A 14,847-nucleotide genomic window follows, 5' to 3' on the forward strand; every position below is an offset into this window, starting at 1 on the left:
TTGCGAAATGCATGCACTGCGTCAGGGATTGGCACTGAGATTCGGGCCTGTCAGCCGGGACTCTTTAAAGGAAAAAAGGAGTGACTATGCATAAAGAAATCTGGATGAAACGTTACCGCGTAAAGTTGATTGCCGTCGTTTGTCTTATCGTGGCTATCGCGTTGCTTGTTCTCGCGCGGCTTGACACTTATGGTCTGGATCGCAGAGCCAGCGAACCGTTTGCATTCGACGCAAATGGACTGCGCCTGGCCGGCACGCTCTGGCTGCCCGACCACGCAGCAACAGCGGCAGTGGTTCTGGTTCACGGGGATGGCCCCCAGGATCGCACGTCGCAGCAGGGTTACGATCCACTCATCAACGCGCTTCTCGATGCCGGCATTGCGGTTGTTTCGTGGGATAAACCGGGCATTGGGGATTCGCCGGGGAATTGGCTCAGCCAGTCGATGACGGACCGCTACGTGGACGTGCGCAGCGCGTTGTCTGCCCTGCGCAGTAAGTTGCCAGCAATCCCTGTCGGTGCGCTTGGGTTTTCACAAGCCGGCTGGGTACTGCCCCGCCTGGCGTCGGGGGATGCGGACTTTCTGGTGCTTGTCGGGGGCGCGGTATCCTGGCAACGGCAAGGTGACTATTACACGCGGACACGGTTGCAACGCACGGGGATGTCCGAGCCCGACATCGACGCAACGATGGCTCGGATCGCCGCCGCCGATGAGCGTTTGTTTGCCGCTGCACAGGTGCCGCCGGTTGCCCTTCTGGACGGCATGAGTGCAGAGCGATGGGCGTTTGTGCGGCGCAATCTTCACGAAGATGCAACCGGTGCCTTGGAAAAACTCGACATTCCACTGCTTGCGCTGTGGGGCGCGGACGATCTGAATGTCGATCCCGAAGCCAGCGCAGCCCTCTACCGAAAGGCGCTCGGCGGCAACCATCCCGCCAACCGGATTGAAGTCATACCGGATGCAACCCATGGGCTGCTCAAGGCGGCGGCTTACAACACGCAACTCACCAGCGAGTGGTCCTGGTTCACCACGATGAGGTTCCTCATGGAAGGTCGTCTTGCCTACGCCCCAGGCGCCCTTGAAACGATAAACGCGTGGGTTCACGCCAGAGCCAGCCAGTGAATGCACTGGCGGCCAGCGTTGGCAATCAACGCGTGCGGGCAACCACTCGACAAGCGATGTTGGAGCCTCAAGGCTCCTGAGTTTCGAGACGCCGTTTAAACGCGCCGAGCGCAGTAGTGATCAACGGGCCCATCACCGGGTCGGCGGCAATGCCCTCGGCGCTCGACTGGCTGGACAGGAGGTTAACCGTGATTGACGCTTGCTCGATGATGCTCGCCGACATCGTTTCCAGGACCAGCCGCAATGCCGCTTGCGCGTGGCTGGCTCTGGGCGATGCGTTGAACAGCGCGACAGGCTTGCCCGGAAACTCTTCACTGCTCACCAGCCAATCGAGCATGTTCTTGAATGCGCCGGGAATACCTCGAGCGTACTCGGGGCACGAAACCAACAGCCCATCCGCCTGCCCGATAATTGCGCGCAACGCCAAGACTGACTCGGGGGGATCCTCGAGCAGGTCCGGGTTGAAGTGAGGCAATTCAGCGATGCCTTCGTAATGTGCGACCTGTACCCCTTCGGGGCATAGATGCTCAACTGCGCGTAGCAAAATTGAGTTGGAAGAGGCCTGACGCAGACTTCCCGAGACAGCAAGCAAACGCACCATTTCAACACCGTTCGTGATTCGTGAGTCGGTGAAGTTTCGCACGAGCTGAGCTTCGTTCACCATTGCGGCATAGCCATCCAGCGCTCAGCGGGGAGCTTGGCGACACCCGATGTTGAGGTCTCGACCTCTCGGTGCCGAGACCTCAACCACACTGAAGCCGGACGCAATATCCGGTTTTAGATCCAGCGTCGGAACAGCACGCTGGCGTTGACCCCGCCGAAACCGAAGCCATTGGACAGCGCATATTCCATGGGCAGGTGCTGGGCCTGGCCGCGAATCAGGTTCAGGCCTTCGGCAGCGGCATCCGGAGTTTGCAGATTGAGTGTCGCCGGAACTACCTGATCGCGCAGCGCAAGTACGGTGAAGATCGCCTCGATCCCCCCCGCAGCGCCCAGCAGGTGGCCAGTGGCGGACTTGGTCGAACTGATCGCAAGGCCGCTGTCTGTGCCGAACAGGGCTTTGATTGCCGCGAGTTCGCCTTTGTCGCCCACCGGGGTCGAGGTGGCGTGGGCATTCAGGTGCTGAACCTGGGATGCGTCCACGCCGGCTTGGCGCAATGCCTGTTGCATGGCGCGGCGGGCGCCGTCGCCATCTTCGGGCCCGGCGGTCATGTGGTACGCGTCGGCGCTGGTGCCATAGCCCACCAGCTCGGCGATGGGTGTGGCGCCGCGTGCCAAGGCATGTTGCAACTCTTCGATGACCAACAGGCCGGCGCCTTCACCCATGACGAAACCATCGCGGGCCTGATCGAAGGGGCGCGAGGCGCGCTCCGGGGTGTCGTTGTAATCGCTCGAGAGGGCGCGTGCGGCAGCGAAGCCAGCCAGGCTGACTCGGTGAATGGCCGCCTCCGTCCCGCCGCAGAGCGCTACGTCGATTTCCCCCGCGCGAATCATCCGTGCAGCGTCGCCGATGGCCTGGACGCCCGCCGCACATGCGGTCACCGGAGCCCCCAGTGGCCCCTTGAGACCATGACGGATGGAGACATGACCGGCGGCCATATTGCTGAGAAATGACGGGATGGTGAAGGGTGACAGGCGCCGTGGCCCCTTGCTGTCAGTCGTCCGCACGGCTTCGGCAATCGCCGGAAACCCGCCCACGCCCGAAGCGATGATGGTGGCGGTGCGCTCCTGCGCCTCTGGGGTTTGCGGCGCCCAGCCGGCCTGTGTCAACGCTTCATGGGCCGCTGCCAGGGCGAACAGAATGAAGCGGTCCATCTTGCGCTGTTCTTTGGGGGCCAGCAGTAGATCCGGATCGAAGCCGGCCTCCGGGTCTTGGATGCGGTCGGGAACCTGGCCACCGATGCTGATCGACAGATCGCCGATCAGCTCCGGTGGCAACCGGCGGATCCCCGACTGCCCTGCCAGCAGGCGTTGCCATATTTGCTCGACTCCGCAGCCAAGTGGGGTCAGCGCGCCCATGCCTGTAACGACGATGCGTTTGTTCATGATGATCCAGTTCTTTGTGCTTAAGGGAGGGGTAACGACATATGGACGTCACTATCATTATGAAAGTAACATGCCTGGCCACCAAATGTTCGAACCCCGTAAGGAACTGTCATGCAGCGCAAGACCCTCATTCATGCCGAATGCCCGATCGCCCGTAGCCTGGAACGGGTTGGCGAGTGGTGGAGCATTTTGATCATGCGCGACGCCCTGCATGGCCTGCGACGCTTCGAGGAGTTTTCCCGCAGCCTGGATATTGCCCCGAACATGCTCACCAGACGCTTGAACTCGCTGGTGGAGGCGGGCCTGCTCGAGCGTCAGCCTTACAGTCAGCGCCCGTTGCGCTACCAGTACGTGCCGACGGCCAAGGGCGAAGATTTCCGCGTGGTGCTCATGGCCTTCGTGGCCTGGGGCAATCGCCATTACGCGCCAGAAGGGGAAAGCGTGCAGATTGTCGAGCGGGAGACGGGGCGGCCGGTGCTGCCGGTGATGGCGGATATCGCCGATGGCCGTCTTGTGCCCCTGGACCAGTGCAGCGTGCAGGCCGGACCCGCGGCCAGCGCGGGCATGCGTCAGCGGTTTGGGTGCATGGCTGACCGGATTGAGTAAGGCGCCATGCAGCGGAGGAGTGCGGCACTCAAGGGCTGCCAGCGGTTAGAACTCACTGGCGCAGTTGTTTTGGCGAGGCGTTCAACAGGCGGCGCATGAGTCGCCGCAGGGCCGTGGCATCTTGGTATCCCACCTGCGCGGCGATAGATTCAACGGAGTGCCTGCTGGTTTCCAGCAGCACGCGGGCTCTGTTCAATTGCACGCGTTGGATCAGATTGCGAGTTGAAAGACCGGTTGCTTTTCGAAGGTGCCGCGACAGCGTTCGCTCAGACATGCCGACGTATGCCGCAAGGCTCGGCACACTGGGGGGATGGGGCAGGCGTGCTTCGATGTAGGCGGTGAGGTTGGCGACCAGCGTATTGCCCTGGGCCATGATTGCCGGGTTGATGAAGGGGGACTGCAATTGCCGGCCATCGAGCAGCAGGGCCTTGCCCACCGCGTCGGCGAGTTCCGGCGACAGACGTCTGCGCAGCAGGTGCAGCATCAAGTCGGTTTGTGCGAAGGCTGCACCGGCGGTCGTCAGCGGCGGATCGCGGAGCACCATGACGTTGGGGTCGACAATGCAGTCAGGCGCCATGCTCGACAGCCAAGGGGCGAGCCACCAGGAAGTCGTCACCCGTCGCCCCGTGAGCAACCCGGCGGCATGCAGGAGAAAGACCGCCGAGCATGAGGCGGCAATCTCCTTGCCTTGATTCACATGTGCCTTCAGCGCTGGCAGGGTCTGAAGGACCACGTCTTCCTCAAGCCGCTGCCGCAGCACGTCGAAGTCGCTGATGCCGAGGCCCGGAATGACCCAGCAGGAGTTGTCCTCGACATCTGTGGTCAGCGCGTCAACCTGCAGCAGCATGCCTTGGCCCAGCGTACTCAACCCTGGCTGCGGCCCACACACGCGCCAGCGCGGCACGGCAAGGCCGCGGCGCTGCGCAAGTATTGCGGCGGTGCCGAGGATGTCCAGGGTGGCTGCGACGCTCGAGGCGAACGCCCCGGGAAAGACGAGGACAGTGAAATCGTACATTGTCCGATTATGCCCGAAAGAAGACGAATCGGTCACTTATCGAGGGAAGGGATAACTGGCCCAATGGCGCCTCCAGTTAACCGCGAGGTTTCGCCATGCCAAACATCCTGATCAAGGTGCCTACCGGCGCTTTCAACCTGCCACAGCGCCACCAGTTGCTTCGAAGCGTGAGCGACGTGGCGATGATTAATGAACACATGGGCGATGCCCCTCAGCAACGTATGTTGTGCTGGGTGTTGATTGAGGAAGTGCAGGCCGATCAATGGCTGTGCGGAGGCGTTGCTCCTCATGCCCAGGTTGTCCCGTGCATGGTCATCGTCAAGGTGCCCGCCGGCGTCCTTGATGCACCGATGCGCCAGCGCTACGTGAGTGAACTGCATGGCGCCCTACAATCGAACCTGGCGGCGGGGGATCAGCGCCGGTTGCTGAGCTCGATACAGATCGAGGAGGTTGTCGACGGAACGTGGGGGGCGAACGGTGATATCTGGCATTTGGCCGACTTCACCCGTGCAGCCGGATACGGACATCTCGCTGACTAACGATAGGCGCCCGCCAGAAAGCGTACACCTGTACGCTTATTCGTCCCCCGGTCGAACCGTCGGTTGTTTCAGTCCCTGTCGAGAAAAACGGTTGGCGGTAGTGTTGCGATTCGCGGTGGGGCAGGGGGGGATGCTCGCCTGCCGCCAGCTCGATGCTGAACCTGCGTCACATCCCTGACCGCACCACGAGCCGCGTTCGATGTCAGTGCCGCGTAGGCCTGAAGTGCCGCCGACACTTTTCGCGCCCGTGCGGCGGGCTGCCAGGCTTGCCCTTCCTTGGCATCCATCGAGTGGTAACGCTGGTTCAACGTTGCCTCATCGACCCTCAGTTCAACGGAACGGTTGGGAATATCGATCTTGATCACGTCCCCTGTTTCCACCAGGCCTATCAGTCCACCTTCCGCCGCTTCCGGTGAGACATGGCCGATGGACAGGCCCGAGCTGCCGCCCGAAAATCGCCCGTCGGTCAAAAGCGCGCAGGACTTGGCCAGCGCTTTGGATTTGAGATAGCTGGTGGGGTAGAGCATTTCCTGCATGCCAGGGCCGCCCTTGGGGCCTTCGTAGCGGATGACCACCACATCGCCAGGCACCACCTGGTCGCCAAGGATGCCAGCCACCGCCGCCTCCTGACTTTCGAAAACCACCGCTTTGCCTTCGAACACCAACATGGAGGGGGCGACGCTGGCTGTTTTGACGATACAGCCCTCCGGCGCCAGGTTGCCAAACAGCACCGCGAGGCCGCCGTCCTTGCTGAAAGCCTGTTCAGCGCATCGGATCGCGCCCGTTGACCGGTCTGTGTCCAGGTCATCCCAGCGCGCTGACTGACTGAAGGCTCGCTGGGTGAGGGCATTGCCTGGCGCTGCGCGGAAAAATGTCTGCACTTGCTGGTCTGGGCTACGGGCGATGTCCCAGCGATCCAGCGCATCTTTCAAGGTGGGCGCTTGGATTGTCGGCAGGCTTGTGTCGATCAAGCCTGCGCGGTCCAACTCGCCAAGTATCGCCATGATGCCACCGGCGCGATGCACGTTCTCGATGTGTACATCGCTGCAGGCGGGCGCGACTTTGCACAGCCACGGGACTTGGCGAGACAGCCGGTCAATGTCGGCCATGTTGAACGCCACGCCGCCTTCGCGCGCAGCTGCCAACAGGTGAAGGACCGTGTTGGTCGAGCCGCCCATGGCGATGTCCAGGCTCATGGCGTTTGCAAACGCCGCGCGGTTGGCAATGTTGCGCGGCAACGCGCGTGCGTCGTCCTGTTCATACCAACGTTTGGCTAACTCGACAATCAGCCGCCCGCTCTGGCGAAACAAGCCCTCACGCTCAACATGAGTCGCCAGCACCGTGCCATTGCCGGGCAATGCCAGGCCAAGCGCTTCCGTCAGGCAGTTCATTGAGTTGGCGGTGAACATGCCGGAGCATGAACCGCAGGTGGGGCAGGCGGCGCGTTCGACCGCGGCGACTTCCTCGTCGCTATAGGCGTCATCGGCGGCGATCACCATCGCGTCGATCAGGTCCAGAGACTGGCGCGTGCCTTTGATTACCGCTTTCCCAGCCTCCATCGCCCCGCCAGAAACGAACACGGTCGGAATGTTTAGGCGCATGGCAGCCATCAACATGCCGGGGGTGATTTTGTCGCAGTTGGAGATGCACACCAGCGCATCGGCGCAATGCGCGTTGACCATGTATTCAACGGCATCGGCGATCAGTTCCCGCGAGGGCAGTGAATAAAGCATGCCGTCATGGCCCATGGCGATACCGTCGTCGACGGCGATGGTGTTGAACTCCTTCGCCACGCCACCGGCCGCCATCACTTCGCCGGCAACCAGTTGGCCGAGGTCCTTGAGGTGTACGTGGCCTGGAACAAACTGCGTAAAGCTGTTGGCGATGGCAATGATGGGTTTGCCGAAGTCGTCATCGGTCATGCCTGTGGCGCGCCACAGGCTGCGGGCACCGGCCATGTTGCGGCCATGGGTAGTGGTTCTCGAACGATAAGCGGGCATTGAGTCCTCCTGGGCTGACGGTATGGACTCAGGCTAAAGATCGGTTGGAAGGCTGTGAAATATATTATTTAATGATTATTAAGTCTCTGGAGGTATAAGAAATGGATGTTCGCCAGCTCAGGCATTTTGTCGCTGTCGCCCAGACTTTGCATTTCAGCCTGGCAGCGCAACGCCTGTGCATGACCCAGCCGCCGTTGAGCCAGTCGATCATGGCGCTGGAGCGCGAAGTCGGTGCCTCGCTGTTTGTACGGACCAAACGCAGCGTGGCGCTGACCCCGTTCGCCGAGCAATGGCTACCTCAGGTGCGGGCCGCGCTGGGGGCTATCGATGCGCTGGGTCATACAGCGCAAGCCATCCTTCGCGGCGATGCCGGCGGGTTGGAACTGTCGTTTGTCAGTACCGCTGACTACAGCATTCTTCCCGTGCTGGTCCAACGGTTCCGCAGCCTGTACCCGGCGGTGGAGCTTTCGTTGATGGAGGCTACCAGTGATCTTCAGATCGCTGCGCTGCTCGAGGGCAAGGGGCACGCAGGCATTGTCATTGCCAACCCGTGGGCCACGATCCCCGATCAATTGGCCTACCGGTCTTTGGTCGTCGAGCCACTGATTGCCGCTGTGCCGCAAGCGTGGATGGCGGACGGGCGCCTGGTCGATGTGGAGGGCCGGTTATCTTCGGACGCGATGATATCTTGCCCGCTGGTGGTCTTTCCCAGGCGTGCGGCACCGGCGTTCTATGACCTGGTCACCGGCTACTACGCCGCGTGCGGCGGTAGCCTGCATATTGCCCAGCACGCTATTCAGATGCAGACGATCATTAGCTTGGTATCGGCAGGCATGGGCATCGCGCTGGTGCCGGCGTCATTGCGCCATCTCGCTCGCTCGGGGGTGTGCTATCTCGCTTTGGAGGAAAATGCGCCACATCTGGAAACCGGCCTGGTTTACCGACGCGACGATACGACACCGACGCTTGCCAACTTCCTGAACATGGCCAGTCAATTGCTCGAACTGGACATGAGTTGACCCGATGCAGCGGGCGAGTGAGGTTGTTAACCTGTGGCCGCATGGTTGGGCAATCAACGCCTGGGATTAAAGGGAATTAATACCGATGTGGTTTTTTCTTTCGTTTGCCAAGAGGCCAGATGAGGCGCCTGCTGAGCGAGCGCAGCCGTTTGAACATCCCAACGGCTTTCGCGAGATGACATCGTTGCGCGTTATCACGCCCGACCACCACGCGTTTTCGACCGCTGCCACCTGCGCAAACCAGCTGAAAGGATTTGAAATTGTTCAGGGTGATGAACACCTGCTCTTACTGGAAATCGATCATGGCGCCAGCGGCCAGGCACACGATTTCCGTCCCGGGTTGCCGATGATTGTGAACTGGTGATGCATTGGCCTGGAGGGCCCGTTCTATCTTGATGATCTGGAGCCCACGGTGGTCGGCGCTGCCATAGACCGTGCGGTGGGTTACAACACGGGCAATGACGAATATCACCCGACGGCGGGGGATTTCCCTGGATGCAACATGACGCCGATGTACGTGCTAGTCCGTGCTCGATAGTTCGAAATTGGCGAATCCATAGAGTTTATTGGTGAGAGAGTCAATACCGGCGCTGGGCTGTTTGCATGTTTTTAGAGTGTGTTCAGCTGATGTTCAGAACTCGCATGCTAGTTGATTAGTTGAGTCAATAGGTCGCATGTGTTTAACAAGTTTTCACTGTTTTTGTCTGGATGGCGCAAAAAGCAAAATGCTAGCCTGCGAGTTTTTTGGGATAGCAGGTCCACATGAAAGTGCTAAAGGAAATGGCTGTAAAAAAGCCATGCTCATTTATTTTTATATTGACATTTCTCGTGTTTGCAGTGCTGCAATACAAGCCTGCTGTGCTCAATTACACAACGCGCTTTGTCGATTTTGCTCAATATATGCTCGCGCATGGGGTGACGCTGTTTCCAATTGCGGATGATCTGCGGCCATATCCCGATTACACGGTGATCAATACGCTCCTTGTTTATCTGGTTTCTTTGCCGTTTGGTCGTGTATCGATTCTTTCAATGGGCCTTCCCTTCTGTGTTGCCGCGGCCTTGATGCTGGTGTTTGTTTACAAGCTCGGTGCATTGCATGAGAAAAAATGGGGCGCATATGGTGTTGTGTTTGCCCTGTTCACCTGGTCATTTCTGGACGGCGTGAACTCCTTGGCACTGGATATATACCCCGCGCTTTTTACAGTGGTGTGTTTTTATCTGGCCTACACGGGAGAGGTATACAAACAACGTTTCCGCTTGCTGCTTGTGCTCGCAGGCCTTGCGCTGGGCTTTGCATTTCGTGGCCCCATTGGTCTGATCGGCCCCGCCAGTGTGGTCGCCGCTTATTATTTTTTGAGCAAGCAATGGCGCATGCTGGTTGTGTTTTGCTTGCTGGCAGGCTTGGTCCTGGCCACAGGCATTGCGGTGCTGACATGGGCTGCCTACGTACAAGGTGGAGACGCGTTTCTACAAGAGGTATTGATCATGCAAGGGCTGGGGCGGTTTGGCAGTGACCACGCGCCTCGTTATTACTTCTATTTCTCTGCCGGCTTGCTGACCTATGGCGTAACAGCTCTTATCGCTTTGAGCGTTATCGCCAAGAAGGGGAAGTGCTTTTTTGAACGCTCACCTGATCCAGCCACGAACATGCTCTTGTATCTCTCGGGCTGGCTCCTTGTGGTGATCGTACTGTTCACGATTCCAAGCTCCAAGAAGGCGCGTTACATACTTTCAATTACACCCGCTATTTCCTTGTTGGCTGCCTACATCTTCGTGGATCGCAGCGCTCTCTTTGCAAGTATCCGAGACAAACTGCTGCGGTTTTGCTTAAACCTGCCAGTGGTTGGCCTGGGAGTGTTACTGCTCGCGTTTATTCATGGTCTGTATGCGACGACTCCACTTCAGCCGAACTATCTCGGTGCGTCCATGGGGTTGATTGCCCTTGTTGCCGTTAAGCCTTGGATGGTGACACGTTTCAGCGTGCATCCACATTGTGAATTTGTGATTTTCTCTTTTGGTGCTGTCGCCTTCCTTATATTGGACATGTTTTTCTTTAACTCCGTTACTTACCATTTGGAGTTGGCCAATGAGCCGACACCCAAGTTTTTGCCGTATTGGTTTTGGTGAGGTCTGAATCGCCCCGGGTTTTCTAGATACTCTCCAACCATCGCCGGATGGCTGGCAGCTATCACAAACCTTTGAGCAAGAGCTTAGGGAGAAAATGCTCAGACATCGTGATACGCGTCCTTGCACGTCCAGAGGGGACGATCAAGTCGAGACAGTCGCACGACTGCATCCAGCGTCGTGCGACTTGTTAATGTCTCTGATATGACCTCTTTAAGAATATTCCGGAACCAAATAGAGCGGCCATCCATTTGATCAGTGCGCCTATACAACATCGAGATTTGCTCCATAGGCAGTTCGAAGGGCGCGGCGGTGACCTCAAGGCCGTAAAGCGGCGCCATGCAATAAGCCGTGATCTCGGGAACAGTTGCAATCGCCGGTACCGACAGCAATAACGGCGCAATTGACGCGTGCCTCGACACGCCTGCGACGATGTTGCGCCTGACCCCGGCAGTGCTGAGCACACTGTCCAAGTTTGTCGCGCCGTCGCCTTCCGACGACACGATGACATGTTGGGCCTTCGCGTAGCTTTTGATGCTCAGCGGCAATGTCAGTTTTAGCTGCCTGGGGTCATAAAGGCAGACAAGACGTTGTTGGAATAGCAACTCACACATGTGCCACGAAGGTGGGTTTTCGTGAACGGAAACGCTGACGTCGTAAGCGCCCTGCTCTAAAAGTTGAACCGAATCGCGCTTCGTCGAAGCGACTGCCAATACGCGCGAGCGCGGTGCGAGTTCGCGGACTCGAGCCGCGAGGGCCCCAAGTAGTGCTACCTCGAAGTTGTCACACATGCCAATGCGGAATTCACCTTCCCATGTGGCGGGATCGAACACCCCTGGCGCCCGCACTGCGTGTTCGATGGTAGATAACGCCTTGGCGATCTCCGGTGCAATCGCGAGTGCCCTGGGCGTTGGCTGCAGACCTCGTCCAACACGTACAAACAACTCATCGTCCAACGTCTCTCGCAGGCGTCGCAGCGCGCCCGAAAGACCCGGTTGGCCAATAAATAGTCGTGCAGCGGCCTTACTGACACTTTTCTCCTCCATGAGCACGGAAAACACATGCAGGAGATTTAGATCGAGGGTCCGAAGGGTTGTCATTTACATCTCTCGCAGAGATAGATGCCATCACGAACAGCAATTTGTCAGATATGTATCGATCGGTCAATATCTCACGCATCGCACCCAGCCGTTGGTATGGAGCCTTGGCTTAGGCGTACTTGCGGACCAAATCGGATATAGGAACGTGACGTGATGAAAGTAGCAATTCTTGACGATTACCAAGGCGTCGCGCTGTCCGCTACGAATTGGTCGGAAGTCGCAGCGAGGGCCGATCACAGTCTTCCAGGACCCATTGGCAGGCCGCGTTGCGGCAGGGCGTCCTGATCAGTGCGACGGGCGGCCGCGCGAGTGGCGCACCGGAACTGACCTGGGCCTTGATGATGTATCGATAAATCCTGCGGACAAACGAGTTTTGTTCGGCATGCCTCTCAGCCGCCGCTAAGGCTGTAAGCGCAACAATCCACATACCCCGAATTTTTGCTTGCCTGAGTTTTACCTCAGGTAATGGCACCCCGCTGCCTGGAGGATCATGTTATGAACGCCCCATCTATAGAGCTCAAGCAGGAAACTGAGGGCGCAGGCATGAGCCGGGGGCTTGTACTGTTACTTGCCGCAGCGACCGGCTTGTCAGTAGGCACCCAGTATTACAACCAGCCTTTGCTCGGACTGATTGCGGCCGGCTTCGGGATAGGTACCAAGGTCAGTCTCGTCGCGATTGCGACACAGATTGGTTACGCGTTGGGCTTGGTTCTGTTGGTGCCACTAGGCGACAAGATCGACCGTCGACGGCTCATCCTCATTCAATGCATAGGGCTCACGGTAGCGACGCTTTGCGCGAGCGCGGCCCCCGAGCTGTATAGCCTTGCAATGGCGTCCATCATGATTGGAGTGTTCGCGACGATTGCCCAGCACATCATCCCGCTCGCATCTGAATTATCCCCGCCAAGCAGTCGGGAACGAGTTCTCGCATCAATCACCAGCGCGCTGCTTGTTGGGGTATTGCTGGCTCGGGTGATCAGCGGCTTCGTGGGCGCCTATTTCAGCTGGCGCGCGATGTTCCTCTTGGGCGCTGTGCTTTCTCTGATGATGCTTGCAGGGCTCGCGGCGAAACTTCCAACCAGCCAACCGCAATCCCGCGCTTCATACATTGAGTTGCTTGTTTCATTGTTTGGGGTCGTGCGCGATGGCGCTGAACTTCGCCAGGCCGCACTGGTGCAAAGCCTCGTTTTCTTCGGCTTCAGTGCGTTCTGGACAATTCTCACGCTCCTGCTGCAAGGCCCTGGGTTTGGGTTGAACAGTGGGACTGCGGGGCTCTTCGGCGTGGTGGCACTCGGCGGGGTGATGCTTGCCCCACTGGGGTTGCGCCTTGCTGGCCAGTACGCCGGTCACGTCGGTATCGGCCTTGTCGTGGCGAGCTTTGTCGTAATGATCGCGTTCGTGAATCTGGTGGGGCTTAGCGTCGGAGCCATTCTGATGACGACCGGTTTGCAGATGTCTCTTATCTACAACCAGTCGCGAATCCTCGCACTCGCCGGCACCGCCCGAGGCCGCTTCAACACCATTTTCATGGCTTCCCAATTCGCCTTCGGCGCCATCGGTTCCGCCGCAGGCAGCATCGGCTGGCAGTCCGGCGGCTGGACCGCGGTGATGGCCATGGCCTTGATCGCTTCCGCAGCTGCGTTGCTCGTGCAATTTACCCACCACTCAAAGGTTGGAGCGCGAGCGTAAAGACGCTTGCGGCGTACCTACCCTGGTCAATCTGGAGAATAAAGAAATGATTGAAGAGCACACTATCGGTGAATTCACACTAGTCACGTTACTGGACGGAATTTTTCTATGCAGTACGGACATGATTAAAGCCGCGGCCTCGGAAGAGGGGGCTGCATTATTCAAAAGTGCAGGTCTCCCCGCATCGGGGCCGGTTCCTGAGCCGATCAACGCATTCCTTTTGAAGAAAAACGACGAGCTTTGGTTGATCGATGCCGGTTGTGGTCGCGAGCTGGGACCTCGCTTCGGAAAAGCATCGGCGGCGTTGCTGTCTGCTGGCTACGCGCTTGACCAGATTCAAGGCGTTATTATTTCTCATATGCATGAGGACCATGTTGGCGGTCTTATCAAAGAGGACGGTAGTGCGTTGTATCCCAACGCGACGCTCTTTCTTTCGCACGAGGAGTTGGCGTTCTGGACCGACTCGACGGCTCCTGAAAAACATCCTCAGATGTCGCAGGCTGGCCTGTTCAAATTGGCAAACTCGGCATTGACGGCCTATGCGCCACGTATCAAGGCACTACCTGCCGATGCACACGTCATTCCTGGCGTCAGCTTGATCCCACTTCACGGGCATACGCCAGGTCACAGTGGCATCCAGATTGAGAACGGTGGCCAGCGTGTGCTGATCTGGGGAGATGTCATACATTCGACACTCTTGCAATTGCGCTATCCGCATTGGAGCATCGGTTTTGACATGGACCCAGTCCAGGCCCTCGACACGAGAGTTCGATTGCTGGAGCGGCTCGCGCAGGAGGACATGCTGGTGACGGGACCGCACGTAACGGGAATTGGACACGTCCACACCTGTTGCGCAGGCGGTTATGAATTGAAGCTGGTCAGCAGAACCTAAGTGTTCAGTTGCAGGCGAAGTTGCCCATCACCACGTGGAAGGTTCCTGACGTTTGAGAGTCTGGCTCATTGACCGTCGGGAACAATACACAGGCTATCCCATATCCCCATCACTTGAGTCACTGCGGCATCCAGTGTGGCATGTGGAAGACCATCGCGCGCCAATGTAGACAAGCCCAGAAGGAAACTGTCGAACACCGCGGCGAGGGTGTCTGGGGTAATGGTCGCCGGTAGCACGCCCTCAGCGATAGCACGTTCAATACAGGCAACCATGCCTGCGCGGGTTAAGCGCCTGGCCTGTGCGAGAGGTTCTGAAATGGCCTTGCTTTCGTCCGAGCAAGCGCTCATCAGGCCCAACGACACCAGACAGCCCTTGGGATGATCGGGCTCACATTGCATTTTCGCTGACCGGCGAAGGGTGAGTTCAATCGCCTCCTTGGGTGGCAGGGTCGTATCAAACAGGCTGTCGGTGACCCGACCGTGCGTAGTGAGGTAGCGCTCCATTACCTCGTTGAACAAGGCTTGCTTGGAGCCAAACGCCGCGTAAAAGCTCGGCGCGGTGATGCCTCCACCAATATTAGCCTTAAGCTGACTCAGGGATGTCGCATCGTATCCATGCTCCCAAAATAAATGCAGTGCCTGAGTGATTGCCAGGTCACGGTCAAACGTGCGCGGGCGTCCCATCTGTGCCATGTCG

The 14,847-nt window shown here is 58.6% G+C and carries 14 protein-coding genes; 8 read left to right on the forward strand and 6 right to left on the reverse strand.

Translation table 11 applies throughout. The features are described 5' to 3' along the window. Nucleotides 1-86: 86 nt before the first annotated feature. Nucleotides 87-1,121 carry an alpha/beta hydrolase family protein gene (locus tag ACVWZP_RS25010; RefSeq protein ID WP_457370221.1) on the forward strand — a complete coding sequence of 345 codons (1,035 nt, stop codon included), beginning with the start codon at nucleotides 87-89 and terminating at the stop codon, nucleotides 1,119-1,121. 67 nt (nucleotides 1,122-1,188) lie between these two features. Here the strand turns inward: ACVWZP_RS25010 and ACVWZP_RS25015 are convergent, their stop codons facing one another. Together ACVWZP_RS25015 and fabF are read right to left on the reverse strand one after the other, a co-directional pair. Further along, nucleotides 1,189-1,785, reverse strand: a complete 597-nt coding sequence (locus tag ACVWZP_RS25015; RefSeq protein WP_201021562.1) for an NADPH-dependent FMN reductase — start codon at nucleotides 1,783-1,785, stop codon at nucleotides 1,189-1,191. A 113-nt stretch (nucleotides 1,786-1,898) separates the two neighbouring features. Then, nucleotides 1,899-3,167 (reverse strand): beta-ketoacyl-ACP synthase II, encoded by a 1,269-nt coding sequence (gene fabF, locus ACVWZP_RS25020; protein ID WP_046382015.1) that lies wholly within the window; start codon nucleotides 3,165-3,167, stop codon nucleotides 1,899-1,901. A 111-nt stretch (nucleotides 3,168-3,278) separates the two neighbouring features. Here fabF and ACVWZP_RS25025 point away from each other — a divergent pair, with 111 nt between their 5' ends. Further along, the gene (locus ACVWZP_RS25025) at nucleotides 3,279-3,773 is read left to right on the forward strand and encodes a winged helix-turn-helix transcriptional regulator (RefSeq protein WP_046382016.1); all 495 of its coding nucleotides are present in this window, start codon (nucleotides 3,279-3,281) and stop codon (nucleotides 3,771-3,773) included. Between the two features lie 52 nt (nucleotides 3,774-3,825). On the opposite strand, the gene ACVWZP_RS25030 is transcribed toward ACVWZP_RS25025, so the two are convergent. After that, nucleotides 3,826-4,788: a GlxA family transcriptional regulator gene (locus ACVWZP_RS25030; protein WP_079444738.1), complete on the reverse strand. Its 963-nt coding sequence runs from the start codon at nucleotides 4,786-4,788 to the stop codon at nucleotides 3,826-3,828. Nucleotides 4,789-4,883: 95 nt separating this feature from the next. Here ACVWZP_RS25030 and ACVWZP_RS25035 point away from each other — a divergent pair, with 95 nt between their 5' ends. After that, nucleotides 4,884-5,327: a tautomerase family protein gene (locus ACVWZP_RS25035; RefSeq protein ID WP_126588643.1), complete on the forward strand. Its 444-nt coding sequence runs from the start codon at nucleotides 4,884-4,886 to the stop codon at nucleotides 5,325-5,327. 68 nt (nucleotides 5,328-5,395) lie between these two features. On the opposite strand, the gene ilvD is transcribed toward ACVWZP_RS25035, so the two are convergent. Beyond that, the gene (ilvD, locus tag ACVWZP_RS25040; protein WP_457370222.1) at nucleotides 5,396-7,327 is read right to left on the reverse strand and encodes a dihydroxy-acid dehydratase; all 1,932 of its coding nucleotides are present in this window, start codon (nucleotides 7,325-7,327) and stop codon (nucleotides 5,396-5,398) included. Nucleotides 7,328-7,428: 101 nt separating this feature from the next. Here ilvD and ACVWZP_RS25045 point away from each other — a divergent pair, with 101 nt between their 5' ends. From ACVWZP_RS25045 to ACVWZP_RS25055, 3 genes are all read left to right on the forward strand, one after another. After that, nucleotides 7,429-8,346, forward strand: coding sequence for a LysR family transcriptional regulator (locus tag ACVWZP_RS25045; protein ID WP_046382019.1), 918 nt, complete (start codon nucleotides 7,429-7,431; stop codon nucleotides 8,344-8,346). Nucleotides 8,347-8,431: 85 nt separating this feature from the next. Further along, nucleotides 8,432-8,710: a hypothetical protein gene (locus tag ACVWZP_RS25050; protein WP_197089042.1), complete on the forward strand. Its 279-nt coding sequence runs from the start codon at nucleotides 8,432-8,434 to the stop codon at nucleotides 8,708-8,710. Between the two features lie 398 nt (nucleotides 8,711-9,108). After that, the gene (locus tag ACVWZP_RS25055) at nucleotides 9,109-10,473 is read left to right on the forward strand and encodes a hypothetical protein (RefSeq protein ID WP_457370223.1); all 1,365 of its coding nucleotides are present in this window, start codon (nucleotides 9,109-9,111) and stop codon (nucleotides 10,471-10,473) included. A gap of 98 nt (nucleotides 10,474-10,571) precedes the next feature. Here the strand turns inward: ACVWZP_RS25055 and ACVWZP_RS25060 are convergent, their stop codons facing one another. Continuing rightward, complete coding sequence (locus ACVWZP_RS25060; protein WP_457370224.1) at nucleotides 10,572-11,570, reverse strand: LysR family transcriptional regulator; 999 nt, start codon at nucleotides 11,568-11,570, stop codon at nucleotides 10,572-10,574. A 495-nt stretch (nucleotides 11,571-12,065) separates the two neighbouring features. On the opposite strand from ACVWZP_RS25060, the gene ACVWZP_RS25065 reads away from it, so the two are divergent. Together ACVWZP_RS25065 and ACVWZP_RS25070 are read left to right on the forward strand one after the other, a co-directional pair. Continuing rightward, the gene (locus ACVWZP_RS25065; protein ID WP_457370225.1) at nucleotides 12,066-13,259 is read left to right on the forward strand and encodes an MFS transporter; all 1,194 of its coding nucleotides are present in this window, start codon (nucleotides 12,066-12,068) and stop codon (nucleotides 13,257-13,259) included. A gap of 46 nt (nucleotides 13,260-13,305) precedes the next feature. Next, nucleotides 13,306-14,151, forward strand: coding sequence for an MBL fold metallo-hydrolase (locus ACVWZP_RS25070; RefSeq protein WP_457370226.1), 846 nt, complete (start codon nucleotides 13,306-13,308; stop codon nucleotides 14,149-14,151). Between the two features lie 65 nt (nucleotides 14,152-14,216). Here the strand turns inward: ACVWZP_RS25070 and ACVWZP_RS25075 are convergent, their stop codons facing one another. Further along, nucleotides 14,217-14,843 (reverse strand): TetR/AcrR family transcriptional regulator, encoded by a 627-nt coding sequence (locus tag ACVWZP_RS25075; RefSeq protein WP_057005089.1) that lies wholly within the window; start codon nucleotides 14,841-14,843, stop codon nucleotides 14,217-14,219. Nucleotides 14,844-14,847: the final 4 nt, after the last annotated feature.

Source organism: Pseudomonas sp. TE36184 (assembly GCF_054060055.1).

Bases quoted from the DNA above. Each gene is read 5' to 3' on its own strand.
- ACVWZP_RS25010 (WP_457370221.1), top strand. From the start codon at position 87: ATGCATAAAGAAATCTGGATGAAACGTTACCGCGTAAAGTTGATTGCC.
- ACVWZP_RS25015 (WP_201021562.1), bottom strand. From the start codon at position 1,785: ATGGTGAACGAAGCTCAGCTCGTGCGAAACTTCACCGACTCACGAATC.
- fabF (WP_046382015.1), bottom strand. From the start codon at position 3,167: ATGAACAAACGCATCGTCGTTACAGGCATGGGCGCGCTGACCCCACTT.
- ACVWZP_RS25025 (WP_046382016.1), top strand. From the start codon at position 3,279: ATGCAGCGCAAGACCCTCATTCATGCCGAATGCCCGATCGCCCGTAGC.
- ACVWZP_RS25030 (WP_079444738.1), bottom strand. From the start codon at position 4,788: ATGTACGATTTCACTGTCCTCGTCTTTCCCGGGGCGTTCGCCTCGAGC.
- ACVWZP_RS25035 (WP_126588643.1), top strand. From the start codon at position 4,884: ATGCCAAACATCCTGATCAAGGTGCCTACCGGCGCTTTCAACCTGCCA.
- ilvD (WP_457370222.1), bottom strand. From the start codon at position 7,327: ATGCCCGCTTATCGTTCGAGAACCACTACCCATGGCCGCAACATGGCC.
- ACVWZP_RS25045 (WP_046382019.1), top strand. From the start codon at position 7,429: ATGGATGTTCGCCAGCTCAGGCATTTTGTCGCTGTCGCCCAGACTTTG.
- ACVWZP_RS25050 (WP_197089042.1), top strand. From the start codon at position 8,432: ATGTGGTTTTTTCTTTCGTTTGCCAAGAGGCCAGATGAGGCGCCTGCT.
- ACVWZP_RS25055 (WP_457370223.1), top strand. From the start codon at position 9,109: ATGAAAGTGCTAAAGGAAATGGCTGTAAAAAAGCCATGCTCATTTATT.
- ACVWZP_RS25060 (WP_457370224.1), bottom strand. From the start codon at position 11,570: ATGACAACCCTTCGGACCCTCGATCTAAATCTCCTGCATGTGTTTTCC.
- ACVWZP_RS25065 (WP_457370225.1), top strand. From the start codon at position 12,066: ATGAACGCCCCATCTATAGAGCTCAAGCAGGAAACTGAGGGCGCAGGC.
- ACVWZP_RS25070 (WP_457370226.1), top strand. From the start codon at position 13,306: ATGATTGAAGAGCACACTATCGGTGAATTCACACTAGTCACGTTACTG.
- ACVWZP_RS25075 (WP_057005089.1), bottom strand. From the start codon at position 14,843: ATGGCACAGATGGGACGCCCGCGCACGTTTGACCGTGACCTGGCAATC.